This is a genomic window from Conexibacter woesei Iso977N (assembly GCF_000424625.1).
Classification (GTDB): domain Bacteria; phylum Actinomycetota; class Thermoleophilia; order Solirubrobacterales; family Solirubrobacteraceae; genus Baekduia; species Baekduia woesei_A.
In genome coordinates this window covers 55,419-75,475 of the sequence record NZ_AUKG01000002.1, presented here as the reverse complement: position 1 = coordinate 75,475, position 20,057 = coordinate 55,419, and the positions used below count along the sequence as shown (strand labels likewise).

Genomic DNA, 20,057 nt, shown 5'->3' with positions numbered 1-20,057 from the left:
GCCCGGGAAAGGACCTTAGTTGACCCCCTCCACCCTCACCCCCACGTTCACGAACGACGTCCTGGCGTCCCCGCTCGACCAGCTTCTGCGTCGGGCCAGCCAGTACCAGCTGCTTGATCCGGCCAAGGAGATCGAGCTGGCCCAGCGCATCGAGAAGGGCGACCTCGACGCGAAGGACCTGCTCGTCAACTCCAACCTGCGCCTCGTCGTCTCCGTCGCCCGCCACTACGTGGGCCAGGGCCTGACGCTCGACGACCTCGTGCAGGAGGGCATGCTCGGCCTCATCCGCGCGGTCGAGAAGTTCGACTACCGCAAGGGCTACCGCTTCTCCACGTACGCGACGATCTGGATCCGCCAGGCGCTGCAGCGCGGCCTCGACAACACGGGCCGCACGATCCGCCTGCCTTCCCACATGTCGCAGCGTGCGCGTCGCATCGCCCGCGTCGAGCGCGAGCTGACCGCCGAGCACGGCGAGCCGCCGACGGACGAGAAGATCGCCGCCGCGGCCGAGCTCGAGCTCGAAGAGGTCGCCCTGCTGCGTGAGCGCGACCGTGCGCTGGCGTCGCTGGATCAGACCGTCGGCGACGACGGCGAGACCGCGCTGGGCGCCCTGCTCCCCGCCGACGGCGAGACCGTCGACGAGGAGGTCGAGCGCGAGACCGAGGCGTCGTCCCTCCGTGCGGCCGTGAACCGGCTGCCCGAGGACGAGCGCGAGGTCATCCACCTGCGCTTCGGCACCGGCGGCGACGGCGAGCACACGCTCGTCCAGGCCGCCCGTAGGCTCGGCATGCCGCCCTCGAAGGCCCGTCAGGCCGAGGAGCGCGGTCTGCGCCGCCTCGCGGCCGACGGCGACGTCAAGGGCCTGCGCGTCGCCGCCTAGCGGTCACGAGCAGCAACGAGTTGTCACGATGGGCGGCGCCATGAGCGCCGCCCATCGTCGTTCTGGGGCGGATGCCGTCGCCCCACCCTCGCGCCCGCCGCGCGCGCCCGGCCTGCGGGATGCGTGGCGCGCGTCCCGTGCCCGCCGGCGCGGGGTCGAAGTCGGCGATGGCGTGGCCATCGGCCGCGGCGTGCGCTTCGACCTCACCGACGGCGCGTCGCTGAGGATCGGCGACGGCGTCCAGCTCGGCGACGGCTGCCGCTTCCACCTCGCGGCCGGCGCGGTCGCGGCGATCGGCGCCGGCTCGGTGCTCGGCGAGCGCTGCGCGCTGACCGTCCACTCCTCGGCGACGATCGGCAGCGGCTGCGTGCTCGGCGACGAGGTCGTCCTGCTCGACGTCGCACCGGTCGCCACCGACCCCGAGCGCCCGGTCCGCGAGCAGGGCACCACGGCGACGCCGATCGCCATCGGCGACGGCGCCCGCATCGGCCCGTCGGCGGTGCTCCTGGCCGGCGCGGCGATCCCGGCAGGCGCGTCGGTCGGCGCGCACGCGACGGTCCCGGCACCGGGCTGACACGCGATCCGCGACGGCCACTAGAACACCATGTCAGAGACCTGACCTAGATGATTTCGGCGCCGCGCGCAGTGGCACCATGATTCAGCGCTGCGCATCTCTCAGCTATCAGCGAAGGCGTTGACTGACGACTTTCAGCATTCAGGAACCGTCGAGAACGGCGCGTTCGCAAGGGATCGCCGTCGGGGACATCCGGGCGATCGCGTTCAGCAGAAAAGCTGACGATGTGGCCATCCGCGCCACGCAGCGTTCTTGATCCATCGGCACTCCTGAGCCCTCGGCCCGCCCTCGCGCCGCAGGCCTAGAAACACACGTGGCGCATGGCTAGGCTGCCGCGCCGCAGGAGCAAGAGAAGAGCCCGCCGTGCCTGGCGGGCTCTTCCGGAGTCAAGACTCCCCACCCCGACGGAGAGGAAGTCGATACAGCGATGGCCAGCGTACATCCTGGACCGCGTTCTGCCGCGCGCAGGGCTTCACGACGCCGTGCCATTCCGGCATGACGGTCGCGAGCTTCGAGCACCGGCGCAGGCGCCTGGAGGCCGCCGGCGCGATCGGCGACGAGCTCGAGAGGGTCCTCCTCACGGATCGTGAGCTGGGGATCGCGCCGAACAAGACGATCAACGCGGGCAGCGATCCGACGTGGCTGGTCGTGCTCGCGTCCGGCCACGAGGGCGTCTTCAAGCGCGTCGGCCCCAACGCCGCCAGCGCGGCCGCCGGCTACCAGCAGGACCCGGTCGAGGCCAACCTGCACGAGGTCGTCGCCTGGCGGCTCGCGCGGGCGCTCGGCCCGCCGTGGGACGCGCTCGTCCCCGTCGCGGTCCCCCGCACGGTCATCACCGTCGGCTACGGCGTGCTGATCGAGCGCCGGCCGGGCGTGGCGCAGGGCGCGAGCCGCCGCGAGACGCCCGCGCAGTTCGACGCCGCGGCGCTCTGGGACGCGCTGATCGGCCACCAGGACCGCCACGGCCGCAACTACCGCTACGACGCCGTCGCGCGCCGGCTCTCGCTGATCGACCACGCCTTCGCGTTCGCGCGGCCGGGCGACCACTGCAACCGGTCCTACTTCCTCGGCCATCGCTGGTACCACCAGGCGGGCGGGCTGTGGGACTCCGAGCGCGACGCGCTGGAGCGCGTGCTGTCGACCGACCTCTTCGGCGTCGACGCCTACCTGCCGAAGGACCGCGCCGACGCGCTGACCGCCCGGGCCGAGCTCATGCTCTCCACCGACCAGCTGCTCAGGGTCGGCGAGTTCTAGTTCTGGGAGGCGTCGAGCGCCGCGGCGGCGGCCTCGGCCCGCTCGCGGCGGGTGCGGGCGGCGGCGAGGGTGGTCTCGGCGTCTTCGAGGTCGCGGCGGCGGGCGGTGATCGTCGCCTCGACCTGCTCCAGCGCGCGGCGGGCGCCGTCGACCTCGGACTCGGCGTCGGCCTCGGCCTCGTTGGCGCGGCGCAGGGCGTCGCGCAGGCGGCGGACCTCGCGCGGGTCGGGGCCGGGCGGCGGCTTCTCCTCGGGGGCGCGCCTGCCTCGCGCCTTCCTCTTCGCCGCCGGCCTCTTCCTCGACGGCGCCGCCGCCTGCCCGTGGCCGGACGCGATCAGCGCCTCCAGGCCGCCGAAGCCCGAGGCCGACGCCTCGCGCGTCAGCCGTCCGGACCGCACCGCCGCGCGGACCTCGGGGTCGACGGTCGCCGCGTGCAGCGTCGCGCGGACCTTGTCGCGCGTCGGGCCGTCGGCCTCGGCCTGGCCGGCGAGCGCGTCGACCAGCGCGCGAGCGGCCTCGGCGGCGGCGCGCAGGACCGCGGGATCCGCGCCCTCCAGCAGCTGCTCCTGGGACGCGGCGAGCGTCTCGCCCGCCTCGACCAGCGCCTCGACCTCGTCGGGATGGGACCGGACCAGCCGGTTGACCGCCCACGCCGCGCGCGACGGCTTCGCGAGCTTCCTGACGGCCGCCGCCTCGTCCCTCTGCCTCGCCGCGCGCAGCTCCTTGACGAGCGCGTCGCGGGCCGGCACGAAGTCCTCGAAGGCCCCGGCGTAGAGCGCGTCGATCGCGTCGTCGTCCTGGGCAGGCATCGCGTCCTTTGTACCAACCGCCGATCCACCAGCTCCCGGTAGTTCTCAATGTGACGTCAAACCTGCTCAGTTGCACGCCAACTCTCAGGCAGGAAGCCGTCCGGGCCGATAGAACCAAGGACGTGGTGGCACGGCGGATCCGGGAGGTGCTCGCGACAGGCGCGCTCTGCGCTGCCGTGCTCGCGTCCGCGCCCGGGGCCGCGCAAGCGCTCACGAGCGCCCAGGATCCCGCCAAGCCCGACTACGACGCGCGCGAGGGATCGACCGCCACGATCCCCCAGGCGACCGCCGACGCGCGCGCGACGCTGGCCAAGGCGCTCGGCCCCCAGGCGACCGTCGGCGCCGACCCCGTCACCGGCGGCCTGCGCACCGTCGGGCGCACCGACGGCTTCCTCACGGACCCGTCGCACGCCGACCCGGCGGCGATCGCGCTCGGCTACGTCCGCGCCAACGCCGCCGCGTTCGGCCTCGACGGCAGCGACATCGCCACGCTGAAGCTCGCGTCGTCCTCGACGTCGCCCCAGGATGGCGTCACCCACCTCGTCTTCGCCCAGCTCGACCACGGCGTCGGCGCCTACGACTCGGCGCTGTTCGCCAACGTCGCCGCCGACGGGCGCCTGATCAACGCCGGCGGCGCGCCCGTCCACGACCTCGCGCCGCCGAGCACGAGCCCGCCGCTCGGCCCGGGCGCCGCGCGCTCCGCCGCCCAGCGCGACCTCGGCCTCACGCCCGACGGCGACCCCGGGACGACCGCCAACGGCGACGCCGCGCGCACCACCGCGTTCCCGGACGGCGACCGCGCGCGGCTCGTCACGCTCGCCGACCCCGGCGGCGACCACCTCGCCTGGAACCTCACGGTCGCCGGCAGCGACGGCTACACCTACGAAGTGCTCGTCGATGCCGCCACCGGCGCGGTCCTGACGCGCCACTCGCTGACCGACGCGTTCGTCTCCAGGGCCAACGTCGTCGAGCGCCATCCCGGCGACGGCACGCTCGCCAGCGCCGACATCACGCCGTGGCTGACCGACGCCACGAAGCTCAAGGGCCCCAACGTCCACGCCTACCCGGACCGCTTCTTCCCGGACGGCCTCAGCCCCGGCGACGGCGACAGCGAGGTCGGCCCCAGCTCCGGCACCGACTTCCTGTTCACGCTGACGACCGACGGCGACTCGGTCGGCGACGGGCTGCGCTCCGGCCAGACCTGCCCGGCCGGCGGCTGCACCTGGGACGGCTCGAACACCGGCGGCGCCTGGGCGACCGCGAACGTCCCCGAGGCCGCGACGCAGGCGTTCTACTACACCAACAAGTACCACGACTGGCTGGCGCAGCCGCCGATCGGCTTCGACGCCGCGTCGTTCTCCTTCGACAGCACCGGCACGACCGCCGACCCGCTCAACGTCGAGGTCGACGACTACAGCCAGATCAACAACTCCAACTTCACGACGACGCCGGACGACGTCTCGCCGACGATGCAGCTCGGGCTCTACAAGGGCCCCAGCTTCCCGGCGGTCAACAGCGCCGACGACGCGACCGTCGTCTACCACGAGTACACGCACGGGCTGACCAACCGCCTCGTCGGCAACGACGGCAGGGCCAACGGGCTGATCGCCCGCCAGTCGCAGGCGATGGGCGAGGGCTTCAGCGATTGGTACGCGCTCGACTTCCTGACCGACTCCGGCCAGCTCACCGACGACCCGCACGCGCCCGGCGACGAGCTCGTCGGCCCCTACGTCAGCGGCAACACCACCACCGGGATCCGCGACAACGCGGTCGACTGCCACGTCACCGACAGCGGCCCGCACTGCCCGGGCTCGACGACCGCGGGCCCCGGCGGCTTCACGTTCGGTGACCTCGGCAAGGTCGCCGACTACGACGCCGACCACCCGTACTTCGAGGTCCACTCCGACGGCGAGATCTGGTCCGAGACGCTGTGGGACCTGCGCCAGAGGCTGAACGACCCGACGACGCTCGCGCTCGTCACCGGCGCGCTGCGCCTGGTCCCGAAGCAGCCGAGCTTCCTCGACATGCGCGACGCGATCCTGCGCGAGGCGCTGCTGCAGCCCGGCGGCGCCGCGCTGCAGAGGAGCGTCTGGGCGGTCTTCGCCGCGCGCGGGATGGGCTACAGCGCGAAGGTCTCGTCGGCCAACGCGACGCACGCGACCGAGGCGTTCGACACGCCGCCCGCGGCGGCGCCGGGCGCGCCGAGCGTCGCGAGCCTCCCGCTCGAGCAGGACACGGCGCTGACGATCCCGATCGCCAACCCCGGCACCGCCGGGCTGACCGGCGTGCACGCGACGCTGACCGCGGCGTCCAGCGGCGTGACGATCACGCGCGGCAGCGCGGACCTCGGCGCGCTCGCGCCGGGCGCGACGGCGAACGCCGCGTTCGGCGTGAAGGTCGCCGCGACCGCCGGCTGCGGCGCGGTCGCCGCCGCGACGCTGACGATCACCACCGACGGCGGGACGCCCCAGAGCTTCCCGGTCTCGCTGCCGGTCGGCGCGGGCCGGTCCGGCGCGTTCACGCAGGCGGTCCCCGCGCCGGGGACGATCCCGGCCAACTACACGGCGAGCCTCAGGGACCTGACGTCGTCGCAGACCGTCACGGCGCCGGGCCGGATCGGCACGCTGCGCGTGACGCTCGCCGCCACGCACAGCTTCATCGGCGACCTCCACGCGACGCTGACGCACAGCTACGTGGACGCTTCTTCCGGCAGGACGGTGAACACGACCGCCGACCTGATGGAGCGCCCGGGCGTTGACGCGGCCAGCTTCTTCTCGCGCGCGAACCTCGTCGCGGCCACGCCGCTGATCTTCGACGACAGCTCCAGGGTCAACATCCAGGACATCCTCAACACCGAGATGACCATCAGCGGGGCGTGGCAGCCCAACGAGCCGCTGAGGCGCTTCGCGGGCGAGCCGCGGACGGGCACGTGGACGTTGCACGTGTCGGACTTCGGGTCGAGCGGCACGAACCCGAGGACCCCGGCGACCGTGTCGTCGTGGTCGCTGGAGACCGACGACCCGGCCTGCGCGATCACCGACGCGCCGACGGGGCTCGACCAGGACGACGCGACGTTCCACGCGCGGCTGGACCCGGGCACGGCGTCCGGGACGACCGTCGCGTTCGAGCTCGGCACGACGACGGCCTACGGCGCGCGCTCGCCCCAGCAGGGGCTGACCGCCGGCGGCGGGCTGCAGGACCTCACGGTCAGCACCGGCGGCCTGACCGCGGGCGCGACCTACCACGTGCGGGCGATCGTCCTGCGCGGCGGCGCGGTCGTCGCGGCGGGCGCCGACCGGACGTTCGTCGCGGGCAGCCAGCCCCAGCCGCACGACTCGCGCGACGGCGGGTCGGGCAGCGACGACGGCCCCGGCAGCACGGGCAGCGGCGGCACGACGACCACGACGACCCCCGCGCCCGGCGACTCCGGGAACAACGACGCCCAGAGCCAGCAGTCGTTCAAGGTGCCCAAGGCCACCATGAGGTCGCTGGTGAAGTCGGTCCGGCTCGACAGCAGGGGCCGGATGGTCCTGACGCTGCGCGCGACGCCGGGCAGGGCCAAGGGTTCCGTGAGGCTGCTGTCGGGCAGGACGGCGCTCGGGAGCGGGACGTTCACCGTGCCGTCCAACGGGCGCGTCAAGATCACGGTCAAGGCCACCAAGAAGCTCCTGGCGCTGGTCAAGAGGCACCCGGCCGGCGTCAAGGCGAAGGTCACCATGCGCATCGGGGTCACGCCGTTCACCGCGACGCTCACGATCAAGCCCTACAAGAAGCCCGCCAAGGCGCGGGGCTGACGTTCGACGTCCCGGCCGCGGCGCAGGCGCTGCTGGACGGGAACTGGCGGTCGGGCGAGTACCGCGGGCGGCGCTACGCGTTCTCGGTGCCGAGCCCGCGGTCGTATCCGTGGCAGTGGTACTGGGACTCGTGCTTCCACGCGATCGTGCGGCGGCGCTTCGACCCGGCGGGCGCGGTCGCGGAGCTGCGGACGCTGCTGAACGGCGCGGATGCCGACGGGTTCGTCGGGCACACGATCCTGTGGGGGCATCCGCTCGATGCGCAGCGGGCGATCCGCTACAACATCGCGTCGCGCGAGGATCTGTCGACGCGGACGATCCAGCCGCCGCTGCTGGCGTGGGCGTGGGCGTGGGTCGGCGCGGGCGGCCCGGCGGCGGAGGAGCCGCGGATCGCGGCGCACCACGCGTGGCTGCGCGAGCACCGCGCGCTGGAGGACGACGGGTTGTTGTGGTTGATCCAGCCCGACGAGTCCGGGATGGACGCGTCGCCGAAGTTCGACCACGTGTGGGGGCGCGTCCTGTCGCAGGGGCGGCCGTTGTTCCCCATGTTGATCGCGCGCAACCGGCGGCTGGGGTTCGACGCGCGCAGCGTCGCCGCCGCCGGGCATCCGGTGGTGTGCGAGGTGCTGACGAACGTGGCGTGGTCGCTGAGCGAGCAGGCGCTGGGGCGGCCGTCGCTGACGCCGGCGCTGATCGAGCGGCTGTACGACCGCAGGACGGGGCGCTTCCACGACGACGTCCGGGGCGCGGTCGATCCGACGCCGCGCGCGGCGCGGCCGGACACGTGGGACACGCTGGCGCCGCTCGCGCTGCCGGACCTTCCCGACGACATCGCCGAGCGGCTGGTCGCTGAGGTCCTGCGGTCGCCCGGGTACGCAAGCGGGGTGCCTTTGCCGGCGGTCGCCCTGGACGACCCCGCCTACACGGCACGGGAGACCTGGTGGGGCCGCCATCGCCACTGGCGGGGGCCGTCGTGGGTCAACAGCGCGTGGTTCGTCTCGCTCGGCCTGCGCCGGCTCGGGCTGGACGCCGAGGCCGATGCTTTGACCGCGCGGCTGCTGACGGTGGTCGGGCGCGAGGGGTTCCGCGAGTACTACGAGTCGCGGTTGGGCTACGGGATGGGCGCGCACGCGTTCGGGTGGTCGACGCTGCTGTGGGAGATGGCCGATCCGGTCGCGCCTCCTACATTGATCTGAGCGTGCGCACGCTCGTCATCTCGGATCTCCACATCGGCAGCCGGCTCGGGCGGGACGTCCTGCGCCACCCCGAGGCGCTGGCCGTGTTGTTGGAGGCGTTGGACGACGTCGACCGGCTGGTGCTGCTCGGCGACGTCGTCGAGCTCGCCGAGGGGCGCCCGCGCGAGGCGATGACGATCGCCGAGCCGATCCTGCGTGCCGTCGGGCGCCGCATGGGCCCCGAGCGGCCGATCGTCCTGGTGCCCGGCAACCACGACCGCGCGCTGGCCCGCGCGTGGGCGGTGCGGCAGGGTGCGGCGCTGGTCCCCGACGCGCTCGTGCCCCACGACGCCAGCCGGACGCTGGAGGCGGTGTTGGGGTGGTTGAAGCCCGCGGAGGTCGAGGTCCGGACGCCCGGCGTGTGGCTGACGCCGCGCATCTTCGCCCACCATGGCCATTATCTTGATCGGCACCTGGTGCCGCAGTCGGCCTGGGGTCGCTTGAAGCCGGAGGTCCGGCGGTCGGAGGACACGGTGGTCGGCCCGCTCCCCTACGAGCGCCGCCGCTCACCCCGCCCACCCCGTCGCCGTCTCCCCCGCCCGCTGGCGTGGCTGAGCGAGGGCACCGCCGAGCTGCTCCGAGCGCGCACGATGCCCTCGCCGCGCAAGTTGCAGCCCCACCGCATCGCGCCGCTGACCCGCGTCCTGCTCGGGCGCCAGATGCAACACGCGGCGATCCCGGCGCTCGGCCACGCGATGCACCGCATCGGCATCACCGACGCGGAGTGGCTCATCTTCGGCCACGTCCACCGCCTGGGCCCGGTGCCGTCAGACGACCCATCCCTCTGGCACATCGGCTCGACCCGCATCGCCAACACCGGCTCCTGGACCTACGAACCCCTCCTCCTCCACAACGGCGGCCCACCCCACCCCTACTGGCCCGGCGGCGCGCTCCTGATCCCCGACGCCACCGCCGACCCCCAACCCATCAGCCTCCTAGAAGACCTCGACATCGCCACCCTCTTCCACACCCGCCCCCCGAACCCGGCGCTACGGCCGGGCTAAGCGGCGGCGCGTGAAGCGACGCCGGACGGGCGGGCGGCGGAGAGCGGGGCGCGCGAAGCGAGGCCAGGCGGATGACGGCACAGCCCAATACCGCCACGCAGAGACGCCGCGATACGAGGCCCTCTCAACCACACCAACTTGCGCTGCAGCAATCGCCCGCCGCGGCAGCGAGGAGTGGCGGTGCCTCGGCGAGGGGGCGCGTGAAGCGACGCCGGACGGATAGCGATACAGCCCAACACCGCTACGCAGAGACGCCAGCGATACGAGGCCCTCTCAACCAAGACAAAGGCGCTGCGACGACCGCCCGCCGCGGCCAACAGCAATGGCGGCGCCACGGCGGGTGGGCGCGTGAAGCGAGAGGCGTTGCGATGACTGCCCCGCCGCGGCGAGTGGAGCGAGGGGCGGCGGGTGGGGTTAGGGCTGGATGACGGGCAGCGAGAAGCCGGAGGACTGCGCGCCGGTGGTCAGGGTGGATTCGAGGGTCGTGGCGCGGGTGTGGTACTTCTCGATGTTGGTGGTCTTGATGGTCTCGTAGCCGCGGATGAGGTCCGGGAGGTTCGCGATCTCGGTGATGGTCGCGTGGGTCACGGGTGTCAGGCGGTCGAGGGAGCGCTGCATGAGGGCGCGGTAGTCGTCGGGCAGCGTGCGCTCGAGACGGCGGACCTCGGCGCGGCCGAAGGGGTCCAGGGGTGTGCCGCGCAAAGAGCGAGCTGCCATGAGCGTCCGGAACAGCGGGCGCGCGGTGCGGCGGAACTTTATCTTGTGGTCGATGCCCATCGCCCGGAGGATCGGCGGGTGCAGGAGGACCGAGACCTTCGCGTCCGCCCCGAACTCGGAGGTCAGGCGGGCCTGCTCGATCGTGTCGAGGTGCAGGCGGGCGACCTCGTACTCGTCCTTGTAGGCCATCAACTTGAAGAGGTTGCGGGCGTAGGCCTCGGCGATCGCCGTCTCGCCGGGCGTGCGCTCGGTCTCGATCCTCGCGACGGCCAACACGTCGTCCAGGTAGCGCTGAGCGAGTCCGGGCCCGCGGCGGCGGCCGCCCCAGGCGATCAGCTCGGGCATGCGGATCTCCAGCAGGCGCCGGAGCTCACCATCGACGACGCCGTCCAGCTCGGCAAGCGGTTGCGGCGCCGCGGCGGTGTCCCCTGCCGCCGCGACGCCGCTCTGGAGGGACTGCTCCAAGATCTCGGGACGCGCGATCGCCGCACGGCCCCACGCGAACGCGGCGAGGTTCTTCTCGACCGCCGCGCCGTTGAGCCGGATCGCCTGCTCCAGCGCGTCGGACGTCAGCGGCAGGCAGCCGGACTGGAACGCCGCGCCGATCAACATGGTGTTGGCCGGCATGTGGTCGCCGAACAGCGCCTCGCTCAACGCCTCGGCATCCAAGAACACGCTGTCGCGCGTCGCGCCGTCGATCGCCGCCGTGTTGCGCCGCAGCGCCGGGAACGACACGCTCGTGTCGGTCACCATCGCGGCCGTCGGGACCGCGTGCGTGTTGACGACCGCAACCGTGCGCGACGGATCGGCGACCAGCAGGTTCTTCGGGTTCGCCGCGCCGAGCAGGTCGAACCCCAACAACAGGTCGGCGGCACCGGCCGACGCCTTGTTGGACCCCTCGATCGGGTCGCGCGCGATCCGGACATCGCTGACCACCGGCCCGCCCTTCTGCGCCAGCCCCGTCTGGTCCAGCCCGTACGAGTGCTTGCCGTCGAGCATCGCCGCCATCTGCAGGATCTGCGAGACCGTCACGACGCCGGTCCCGCCCACGCCCGGCATCCGCATCACGAAGTCGTCGCGCGGCACGCGCAGCTCCGGCACCGGGAGGTCGGCCGGCGGGGCGGGCCACCCGGACGGCGTCCGCTTCGCGGCACCCGCCTCACGCGCCGGGATGACCTCCAGGAACGACGGGCAGTCGCCCTTCACGCACGAGTAGTCCTTGTTGCACGACGACTGGTGGATCTGCGTCTTGCGCCCGTGCTCGGTCTCGACCGGCAGCACCGACATGCAGTTGGACTTCGCCCCGCAGTCGCCGCAGCCCTCGCACACGCGCTCGTTGATGTGGATGCGCTTGGCCGGCTCCTCCGCCTTGCCGCGCTTGCGCATCCGCCGCAGCTCGGCGGCGCAGCCCTGGTCGTGGATCAGGACCGTCACGCCGCCGACCTTGGCCAGCTCCGCCTGCGCGGCCGCCAGCTCGTCGCGGTGGCGGACCGACGCGATCGGATCGAGGCCTACATCTCGGTACTTCTTGGTGTCCTCGGTCGTGACGATCACCCGCTGGACGCCCTCCAGCGCCAGCCAGCGCGTCAGCTCCGGGATCTTCAGCTGCCCGATGACATCCTGCCCGCCGGTCATCGCGACCGTGTCGTTGTACAGCAACTTGTAGGTGATGTTCGCCCCGCTCGCCGCCGCGAACCGGATCGCCAGCGACGCGCTGTGGTGGAACGTCCCGTCGCCCACGTTCTGGACGAAGTGCTCGGCGTCGGTGAAGTCCTGCATGCCGACGAACTGCGCGCCCTCGCCGCCCATCTGCGTGATGCCGGTGATCGTCCCCTTGCCCTCGGGCGCCAGCAGGATCATCGTGTGGCAGCCGATCCCGGCGCCCAGCAGCGTGTCGTCCGGGTTCGCGGTCGACGTGTTGTGCGGGCAGCCCGAGCAGAACATCGGCGTGCGCGCCAGCGTCGGCACCGCGCGCCGCGTCGTCTCGACCCGCGCGCCGATCGCCGCCACCCGCGCGTCCACGGAATCAAGGCGTACACGTTGCCCCAGCCGCGCCGCGAAGGCCACCGCGATCGCGTCCGCGTCGAGGTCGCTGCAGTGCGAGAGCAACGGCGCGTCCAAGTCATCGCTCTTGCCCACGATCCGCGGCGCGCCGGCGGTCCCGTACAGCGCGTCGCGCAGCGCGGTCTCGAGGAACGGGAGCTTCTCCTCGACCACCAGCACTTCGTCGAGACCCGCGGCGAACGCCCGGAACGCGTCGCGATCGTGCGGGTAGAGCATCCCGACCCTCATCAGCCGGACGCCCGCGCGCTCCAGCGCGCGCTGGTCGAGCCCGAGGTCGCTCAGCGCCTGCAGGAGCTCGTAGTACACCTTGCCTGCCGCGACCACGCCGAGCCACCCGTCGCGCGTCGGCACCGTCACCGGATTGAGCTGGTTCAGCGCCGCGTACTGGCGCGCGATCTCCATCCGCGGCCCGAACAGCGTCGCCTCCAGGTCCATCGACGCGGGCGCCAGCAGGTTCCCGTTCGGGACGTGCCGGTACGGCTCACCGTTCCAGAGCACTTCCGGAACCACAGGGCCGACGCGCTCCGGCCACACCGCCACGGTCCCGGCGGCATCGGCGATCGCGGTAACGACCTTCATCGCGCTCCACAGCCCCGACGCGCGCGAGCAGGCCACAGCGTGCAGACCAAGATCCAGCACTTCCTGCAGCGTCCCCGGGAAGAACGTCGGCATGTGCAACGCCGCCAGCGTCGCCTCGCCCGCCGAAGGCAAGGTGGAGGACTTGCACGACGGGTCGTCGCCGACCAGGGCAAGGGCCCCACCATGCGGGTGCGTGCCCGCGAAGTTCGCGTGGCGCAGCGCGTCGGCCGCGCGGTCCAGCCCGGGGTTCTTGCCGTACCAGACGCCGGTCACGCCATCGACGCGCGGACCGGGAAGCGACGGCGCCAGCTGCGACCCGTAGACCGCGGTCGCCGCCAGCTCTTCGTTCAGCCCGGGCGTGAAGTGCAGGTCATGGTCCGAAGCGATCGAACGCAGCCCCAGGATCTCCTTGTCGACCGTCCCCAGCGGCGACCCCTGGTAGCCCGAGACGAACGTCCCCGTCCGCAGCCCGCGCCGCCGGTCGGCGCGCACCTGGTCGAGCAGCACCCGGACCAGCGCCTGCGTCCCCGAGAGGAAGACCGTCCCCTGCTCCAGCAGGTACTTGTCGGTCAGCGCGACGTCGGGCCGCTGCAGCTTCGCCGGAGCGGAGCTCGAGGTTCCGACCCGACCGCCGCCACCGGCGATCGTCGGCGTCTTCTCGGTGGCGCTGCCCTCCGTCGTGCGCGGCACGTCCGGCCCTCTCTCCCGTCGCTGGCCAAGTCCCCGACCCGTAATGGGTCAGGTGACCTTACCACCATCCCGCGACGTTCTAAACGCCTGGTCAGTTACGCGGCCGGCTTGGTCCGCGCGCTGCCCGGCAGCAGGAACTCCGGCAACGGCCGCACGAGCGCCCGCGCCGTCTCCTCCTCCCACGTCTTCTCCAGCTGGCCGACGTGCTCGTCCATCACCGACTCGACCTCGAGCAGGTCGCCGGACCGGACCGCCGCGACCGTCCGCTCGTGGATCTGGATCGTCCACTCCGGGACCAGCGGCAGGTGCATCGCCATGTCGCGCGCGATCTCGAGCTGGCGGAACAGCAGGCGCATCAGCGACTCGACGGTCGCGTTGCCCGACGCCCGCGCCAGCGCGAGGTGGAACTGGACGTCGAACTGCAGGAACCGGTCCTCCTGCTTCAGCGCCCGCCCCGCGTCGACCAGGGCGCGCATGCCGTCGATCGACCGCTGCAGCGCGGCGAAGTCGTCCTCGGTGGCGCGCACGGCGGCGAGCTGGGCGACGCGCGGCTCCAGCATCCGTCGCGCCTCCAGGACCCCCGCGACCTCGCCGAGGCGCAGGGAGCTGCGATGTCGCACCAGCTCGACGCCGACGACGTCTGTAGCGACGAACATCCCGCCGCCCGGCCCACGCCGGACCTCGAGCAGCCCGGCGTCGACCAGCACCCTGACCGCCTCGCGCAGCGTCGGGCGGGAGATCTGCATCTGCGCGGCGAGCGCGCGCTCCCCAGGGAGCTTGTCGCCTACGCGCAGCTCGCCGATCCGGACCTTGTCCGCGATCTGCTCCGCTGCCTCCTCGAAGGTTCGACGCGTCTGCACCGGCGTGAACACGCCGGGAACATACACGTCGAGCGCCCCGTGGTCAGCCCCCCGGACCTATTGATTGACGAAGTGTCGAATCAGGGCGCGTTCGGCGCCGGATCCTCGTTGTCCCGTTCCTCCGGCGGCGGGTCGCCCTCGCCCTCGTAATCGGTGTCGCTGTCGAGCGGCAACGCGTCCGGGTAGATCATGTCGTCGTCGTCCGGCGGGTTGGACGACTGGGCGTCGCCGAGGCTCGCCTCGCCCCCGCCGACGCGGTCGGCTCCTCCGTGGTCACTCATGCTGGGGACGATACGGCTCGTCCGTGTGTCTTGCAGCCCTTTCGCATCGGCCTCCGATCGGGTACGGATTCCGTCATGCCCCGCATCCCCAAGAGACTGATCGCGCTCGGCGGCCTCGCCGCCGGCGGCGCCGCCTTCGCGAAGAAGCGCCGCGCCGGCCGGGCCGCCGCCGCGACGCCGGCGCCCGCACCCGCGGCCGCCGCCCCCACGCCCGCGCCGCCCGCACCTCCGGCGCCCGCGCCGACCGAAGCCGCAGCACCCGCGGAAACGCCTGCTCCGCCGCACACCGAGGTCAAGCCCGCCCACCACACCGACGACGACTTCGTCGCCAGGGAGGAGGCCGCCGCGGCGGCCGAGGCACGCAACCTCGGCGGCCCGCGCCTGGACGACGCCCACGGCGACGAGGCCTTCGAGGCCGTCTACGAGGCCGGCGGCGGCGAGGCCGAGGGCTTCGAGGCCGCGGAGGACCAGCTGATCGAGAACGCGACTCACGGCAGCGGCCGTGCCGATCCGATCGGCGACGCCTTCAGCGCCGAGGTCGAGTCCGACGAGGCCACCGTCGTCGACGGCGAGGCCGACTCCGAGCAGGTCTCGGAGCTCGACGAGGACGACACCGACCGCCGATGATCCTGCGCCCCGATGGCGACGGCGGCAGCGTCGTCGCCATCGGTCAGGCGTCGCATGCCTGGTTGTCGGGCCAGCTCGCGCGGGCCTGGGGCAACGATGCCTTCGCGGTGCCGGCGCCGCGTGAGGAGGTCGTGTTGGGTGCGCTGCAGCACGACATCGGCATGGCGGACTGGGACCGGACGCCGGAGCGCAACGCCGACACCGGGCTGCCGCGGCAGTTCTTCGAGCTGGACCGCCGGACCCACCTGCAGCTCTGGACGGCGGCGCCGCAGCGCGTCCTGACCCAGTCGCGCTACGCGGCGTTGTTGGTGTCCCTGCACGGCACCGGCCTCTACGAGCGCTTCCCGCCGCGCACCGAGGACCCGGAGATCCTCGCCGCGGTCGACGCCTACATGAACGGCCAGCGCGCGCTGCAGCAACAGCTGGCGGAGCAGGTCCAAGCACCACCGGACGAGCTGGCCCGCAACCAGGCGCTGCTCGCGGTCTTCGACGACGTCTCGCTGGCGGTCTGCCGCGCCCAGCGCGAGCCTCACACCACACCGCCCGCGCCAACCACAGCGCACGGCGACGGCACACCCCGCCGGCCGCTGACCCTGACCGCCGCCACCACCGGCGCCGCCGAGCCCGACACCTACATCTTGGACCCCTGGCCCTTCCCGGAGCCCCAGCTCCACGTGACCGCCGAGGGCCGCGTCCTCGACGGTCCGCAGCCGGACGACGCCGCCCTCCAGGCCGCCCTGGACCGCGCGCCCCTGCGCGCTGTCAGGGTCACGCTCAGCGCACCGCGTTAGAGATCGTCAGGTTCCGGCAACGCTGAACGGCAGACGTGCAGCCGCAGCCGCCGCAGCCCGCCATCCTCACGAACGACCCGCCGCGCTTCCAGCCGTCACGCGCGGCCGGCGCCGTGCACGACCTCCTCGACGAGGTCGACGTCGCCATCGTCGTCGCGCGCCAGCAGCCGTGGCAGCTCGCCGCGCTGCAGGCCGCGCTCGCCGCCGACCTCAGCCGCGGCTGGCACGGCGGCGCGCTCGTGTTCCTCGACGGCGCGCCCCACCAGAGCGCCCGCGCGGCGCGCACCACGCTCGCCGACCACCACCCGCTCGCGCGCCGCACGGTCCTGACCGCGCCGCGCCGGATCGGGACCGGCGCCGCCGCCGACCTCCTGCTCGACGAGGCCACCGGCGAGTACGTCGCGCTGCTGGACGCCGCCACGCGCCCCGAGCCCGGCGCGCTCAAGGCGCTCACGAGCTGCCTGGAGCGCGACCACGACGCGCTCTGGGCCGCGCCGGTCACGCCCGGCGTCGCGGTCCTGCGCCGCCGCGGGTTCCTCGACCTCGGTGGGTTCGACCCCGAGCTGCGCGGCTCCGAGGCCGTCCACGACCTCGCCCGCCGCGCGTCGATCGAGGGCTGGAACCTCCTGACGGTCACCAACGCCCACGCGCACCGCGACCACCGTTCGCGCGTCGGCAGGGCGACCCGCCGCCCGCGGGTGGGAACGCGCCACGAGCTGCGCCGCCCGTGGTCCGGGAACGCGCTCCAGCGCTGGCTTCCGCGCGCCCGTCTCGCCGTTCGGCGCGACGACCTGTCCTAGACAGAGCAGACGTCGAGATGGCCTCCCGGGCCGAAATCGGTGAGGATGGTGGCCATGACCCCTCCCCATGCTCCCCAAGCATCACGCTTCGTGCGCCTCGCGCGAGCGTGCAACAACCACCGCTGGCGCACGTTCTTCGCGTGGCTCGGCGCGTTGGTCGTCATCTCGATCCTCGCCGGCGCCGTCGGCAAGAAGGAAGTCCAGAACGTCCGCCTGCCGGGCACGGAGTCCCAGCGGGCATACGACCTGCTGAGCGCGCACTTCCCCGCGGTCAAGGGCGACACCGACCAGGTCGTCTTCAAGGCCAGGACCGGCACGCTGCAGGACCACAGGGCCGCCATCGAGGCCGCGGCCAAGAAGACGTTCAACGAGAACAAGGACGTCCTGGCGAGCGTGAGCACGCCGTTCGAGGGCGGCCAGATCTCCAGGGACGGCAGGCTCGGCGTCGCGACGATCGCCTACAAGGGCTCGACCAACGACATCGACGACCTGAACACGTTCAAGGACATCCAGAACGACATCTTCACCGCTCGATCGTCCGGCCTCCAGGTCGAGCACGGCGGACCCGGCGCCGAGTCGGCGCGGTTCGCCGACCAGGGCGGCAGCAGCGGCACGGCCATCGGCATCCTGCTCGCCGCGATCGTCCTGCTGATCACCTTCGGCTCGCTGATCGCGGCCGGCCTGCCGCTGTTCTCGGCGCTGCTGGCGCTGGGCTCGGCGATCGGCCTGATCACGTTCGTCAGCCACCTCGTCGACACGCCGGACTTCGCCAGCCAGCTCGCCGAGCTGATCGGCCTCGGCGTCGGCATCGACTACGCGCTGTTCGTGGTGACGCGGTTCCGGTCCGAGGTCCGGGGCGGGATGGACCGCGACCTCGCGATCGAGAAGGCGCTCGACACCGCCGGCCGGACCGTGATGTTCGCGGCGATCACCGTCGTCATCGCGCTGCTCGGCATGCTGCTGCTGGGCCTCTCGTTCCTGCACGGCGTCGCGATCGGCAGCGCGATCGCGGTCGCGACCGTCGCGTTCGCGGCGATGACCGTGATCCCGGCGATGATCGGCGGCTCGGGCCTGTTCTTCGACGGCGTCCTGCGCGAGTTCGACCGCCGCGGCGGCTTCCGCTTCGTCGGCACCCAGAAGCGCATCCCGCTGCCGGGCCGCGGCTTCCGCGCCCGCAGGGCCGACAAGAAGGCCCACAAGGTCGAGGGCCACGGCTGGGAGCGCTGGACGCGCGGCGTGCAGGCCCACCCGTGGATCGCGACGATCCTGTCGCTGGCGATCCTGATCGGCCTCGCGATCCCGGCGCTGAGCATCCGCCTCGGCAGCTCGGACGCGTCGCTGGACCCGGCCGGCACGACGACCAAGAAGGCCTATGACCTGATCGCCGAGGGCTTCGGCAAGGGCACCAACGGCACGTTCCTGACCGTGGTCGAGCTGCCCAGGAAGGGCGACGCGACCTCGGCCCAGAAGGTCGCCGACGCGATCAGGGGCGACAGGGACTTCGTCGCGGTCGCCAGGCCGGCGGTCTCGCCGGACGGCGTCGTCGCGACGATCAACGCGACGCCGCGCACCGGTCCGCAGGACAAGGCGACCAGCGACGCGCTCAAGCGCCTGCGCAACGACGTCATCCCGCCGGTCGAGAGGGCCACGGGCGCACGCGTGGAGGTCGGCGGCTTCACCGCCTCGACCGAGGACTTCTCACGCGTCGTGGCGAAGAAGCTGCCGCTCTTCGTCGGCGTCGTCGTGTTGTTGTCGGCCTTGCTGTTGTTGGTGGTCTTCCGCTCGCTGATCATCCCGGTCAAGGCGGCGATCATGAACCTGCTGTCGATCGGCGCGGCCCTCGGGTTCGTGACGCTGATCTTCCAGGAGGGTCACGGCGCATCGCTGATCGGCGTGGGCACCGGGCCGATCGAGTCGTTCGTGCCGGTGATGATGTTCGCGATCGTCTTCGGGTTGTCGATGGACTACGAGGTCTTCCTCATGTCCCGCGTCCACGAGGAGTGGGTGCACACCGACAACGCCCACGACGCGATCGCGAGGGGCCTGCAGACGACCGGCAAGGTCATCACCGCGGCGGCCTCGATCATGATCCTGGTGTTCGCCTCGTTCGCGCTCGGCGACGACCGCATCATCAAGCTCTTCGGCATCGGGCTGGCGAGCGCGGTCTTCTTCGACGCGGTGATCATCCGCTGCCTGCTGGTCCCGGCGATCATGGAGATCCTGGGCCGCAGCGCCTGGTACCTGCCCAAGTGGCTGGACGACAAGATGCCGCACCTCGCGCTCGAAGCGCCCGAGGAGCGGCCGGACGTCGAGGCGCCCGTGCGCGTCGGCGAGCCGGTCTGACCCTCACGACGTGACCACCGCGCCGCGCCGGGTGTCGCATCCGGCGCGGCGTGGGTAGGTCCGGAGGCAGCTATGGACGAAGTGCTTGACGGCGTGCTCCACTGGACGACCTTCCACGAAGGGATCGGACAGCCGGTGCATTCCCACTTCTACGTCGAGGGCGGCGCGCTGTTCGATCCGCGCGTCCCGGAGATCGGCGGCATCGACGAGGTCGCCCGCCACGGGCGGCCGGAGGTCGTCCTGCTCTCCAACCGCCACCACCTGCGTCAGAGCGCGGCGTTCGCCGAGCGCTTCGACTGCACGATCAAGGCGCACCGCGCGGGCCTGCACGCGTTCGGCGGCGCGGACGACCCGGACGTCGTGCCGTTCGACTTCGGCGACCAGGTCGCGCCCGGCGTGACCGCGCTGGAGGTCGGCGCGCTCACCCCGGAGGACACGGCGTTCCACATCACCGCCGGGCCGGGCGTCCTGCTGTTCGCCGACGGCGTGATCCGCGGCGACGACGGCGCGCTGGCCTACGTCCCGGACGGGCTGATGGGCGACGACCCGCTGGCCGTGCGCCGCGGGCTGACGGCGGCGCTCACCGCGCTGCTCCAGCGCGACGACTTCGACGCGCTCCTGTTCGCCCACGGCGCGCCGGTGCCGAGCGGCGGCCGCGACCTGCTCGCGGCGTTCGTGGACGCTCAGGCCGCCGCCGCGGCCTAGGACGTCCGTCCAACCGGGCGCGATTCCGGCACGTGACGGCCGACCATCTG

At 72.8% G+C, this 20,057-nt stretch carries 15 protein-coding genes; 11 read left to right on the top strand and 4 right to left on the bottom strand.

Translation table 11 applies throughout. From position 1 onward, the window contains the following. Window positions 1–19 precede the first annotated feature (19 nt). The 3 genes from H030_RS31705 (at window position 20) to H030_RS0112570 (ending at window position 2,708) form a co-directional block, all read left to right on the top strand. Complete coding sequence (locus H030_RS31705; protein WP_051222540.1) at window positions 20–880, top strand: sigma-70 family RNA polymerase sigma factor; 861 nt, start codon at window positions 20–22, stop codon at window positions 878–880. A 172-nt stretch (window positions 881–1,052) separates the two neighbouring features. Continuing rightward, window positions 1,053–1,454: an acyltransferase gene (locus H030_RS37000; protein WP_027006367.1), complete on the top strand. Its 402-nt coding sequence runs from the start codon at window positions 1,053–1,055 to the stop codon at window positions 1,452–1,454. Between the two features lie 495 nt (window positions 1,455–1,949). Beyond that, entirely contained in the window at window positions 1,950–2,708 is a 759-nt protein-coding gene (locus H030_RS0112570) for a hypothetical protein (protein WP_027006366.1), read from the top strand. Here the strand turns inward: H030_RS0112570 and H030_RS36995 are convergent. Next, window positions 2,705–3,517, bottom strand: a complete 813-nt coding sequence (locus H030_RS36995) for a hypothetical protein (protein ID WP_051222538.1) — start codon at window positions 3,515–3,517, stop codon at window positions 2,705–2,707. The genes H030_RS0112570 and H030_RS36995 overlap by 4 nt on opposite strands. Window positions 3,518–3,642: 125 nt before the next feature. On the opposite strand from H030_RS36995, the gene H030_RS31690 reads away from it, so the two are divergent. The 3 genes from H030_RS31690 to H030_RS0112550 all read left to right on the top strand — a co-directional run bounded on the left by H030_RS31690 (window position 3,643) and on the right by H030_RS0112550 (window position 9,550). Continuing rightward, a complete protein-coding gene (locus tag H030_RS31690) occupies window positions 3,643–7,311 on the top strand; it encodes a M36 family metallopeptidase (protein WP_155892016.1) in 3,669 nt (1,222 codons plus the stop codon). 86 nt (window positions 7,312–7,397) lie between these two features. After that, window positions 7,398–8,507, top strand: a complete 1,110-nt coding sequence (locus tag H030_RS39705) for an MGH1-like glycoside hydrolase domain-containing protein (protein WP_027006365.1) — start codon at window positions 7,398–7,400, stop codon at window positions 8,505–8,507. Window positions 8,508–8,509: 2 nt separating this feature from the next. Further along, window positions 8,510–9,550, top strand: coding sequence for a metallophosphoesterase (locus H030_RS0112550; protein WP_027006364.1), 1,041 nt, complete (start codon window positions 8,510–8,512; stop codon window positions 9,548–9,550). Between the two features lie 414 nt (window positions 9,551–9,964). On the opposite strand, the gene H030_RS31685 is transcribed toward H030_RS0112550, so the two are convergent. The 3 genes from H030_RS31685 to H030_RS0112535 all read right to left on the bottom strand — a co-directional run bounded on the left by H030_RS31685 (window position 9,965) and on the right by H030_RS0112535 (window position 14,741). Further along, window positions 9,965–13,600: an indolepyruvate ferredoxin oxidoreductase family protein gene (locus tag H030_RS31685; RefSeq protein WP_231398431.1), complete on the bottom strand. Its 3,636-nt coding sequence runs from the start codon at window positions 13,598–13,600 to the stop codon at window positions 9,965–9,967. A 95-nt stretch (window positions 13,601–13,695) separates the two neighbouring features. Further along, window positions 13,696–14,460, bottom strand: a complete 765-nt coding sequence (locus H030_RS0112540) for a FadR/GntR family transcriptional regulator (protein WP_231398430.1) — start codon at window positions 14,458–14,460, stop codon at window positions 13,696–13,698. Window positions 14,461–14,540: 80 nt separating this feature from the next. Then, entirely contained in the window at window positions 14,541–14,741 is a 201-nt protein-coding gene (locus H030_RS0112535) for a hypothetical protein (protein WP_027006362.1), read from the bottom strand. Window positions 14,742–14,816: 75 nt separating this feature from the next. Between H030_RS0112535 and H030_RS39700 the strand changes: the two genes are divergently transcribed. From H030_RS39700 to H030_RS0112510, 5 genes are all read left to right on the top strand, one after another. Further along, the gene (locus tag H030_RS39700) at window positions 14,817–15,368 is read left to right on the top strand and encodes a hypothetical protein (protein WP_027006361.1); all 552 of its coding nucleotides are present in this window, start codon (window positions 14,817–14,819) and stop codon (window positions 15,366–15,368) included. Continuing rightward, complete coding sequence (locus tag H030_RS0112525; protein ID WP_027006360.1) at window positions 15,365–16,159, top strand: DUF3891 family protein; 795 nt, start codon at window positions 15,365–15,367, stop codon at window positions 16,157–16,159. Before H030_RS39700 ends, H030_RS0112525 begins: the two co-directional genes overlap by 4 nt. A 35-nt stretch (window positions 16,160–16,194) precedes the next feature. Then, on the top strand, window positions 16,195–16,959 hold the full coding sequence (locus tag H030_RS0112520) for a glycosyltransferase (RefSeq protein WP_027006359.1): 765 nt from the start codon (window positions 16,195–16,197) through the stop codon (window positions 16,957–16,959). Window positions 16,960–17,049: 90 nt separating this feature from the next. Beyond that, a complete protein-coding gene (locus H030_RS31675; protein ID WP_196809113.1) occupies window positions 17,050–19,302 on the top strand; it encodes an MMPL family transporter in 2,253 nt (750 codons plus the stop codon). A gap of 72 nt (window positions 19,303–19,374) precedes the next feature. Continuing rightward, a complete protein-coding gene (locus tag H030_RS0112510) occupies window positions 19,375–20,007 on the top strand; it encodes a hypothetical protein (RefSeq protein WP_027006358.1) in 633 nt (210 codons plus the stop codon). The last annotated feature ends 50 nt before the right edge of the window (window positions 20,008–20,057 follow it).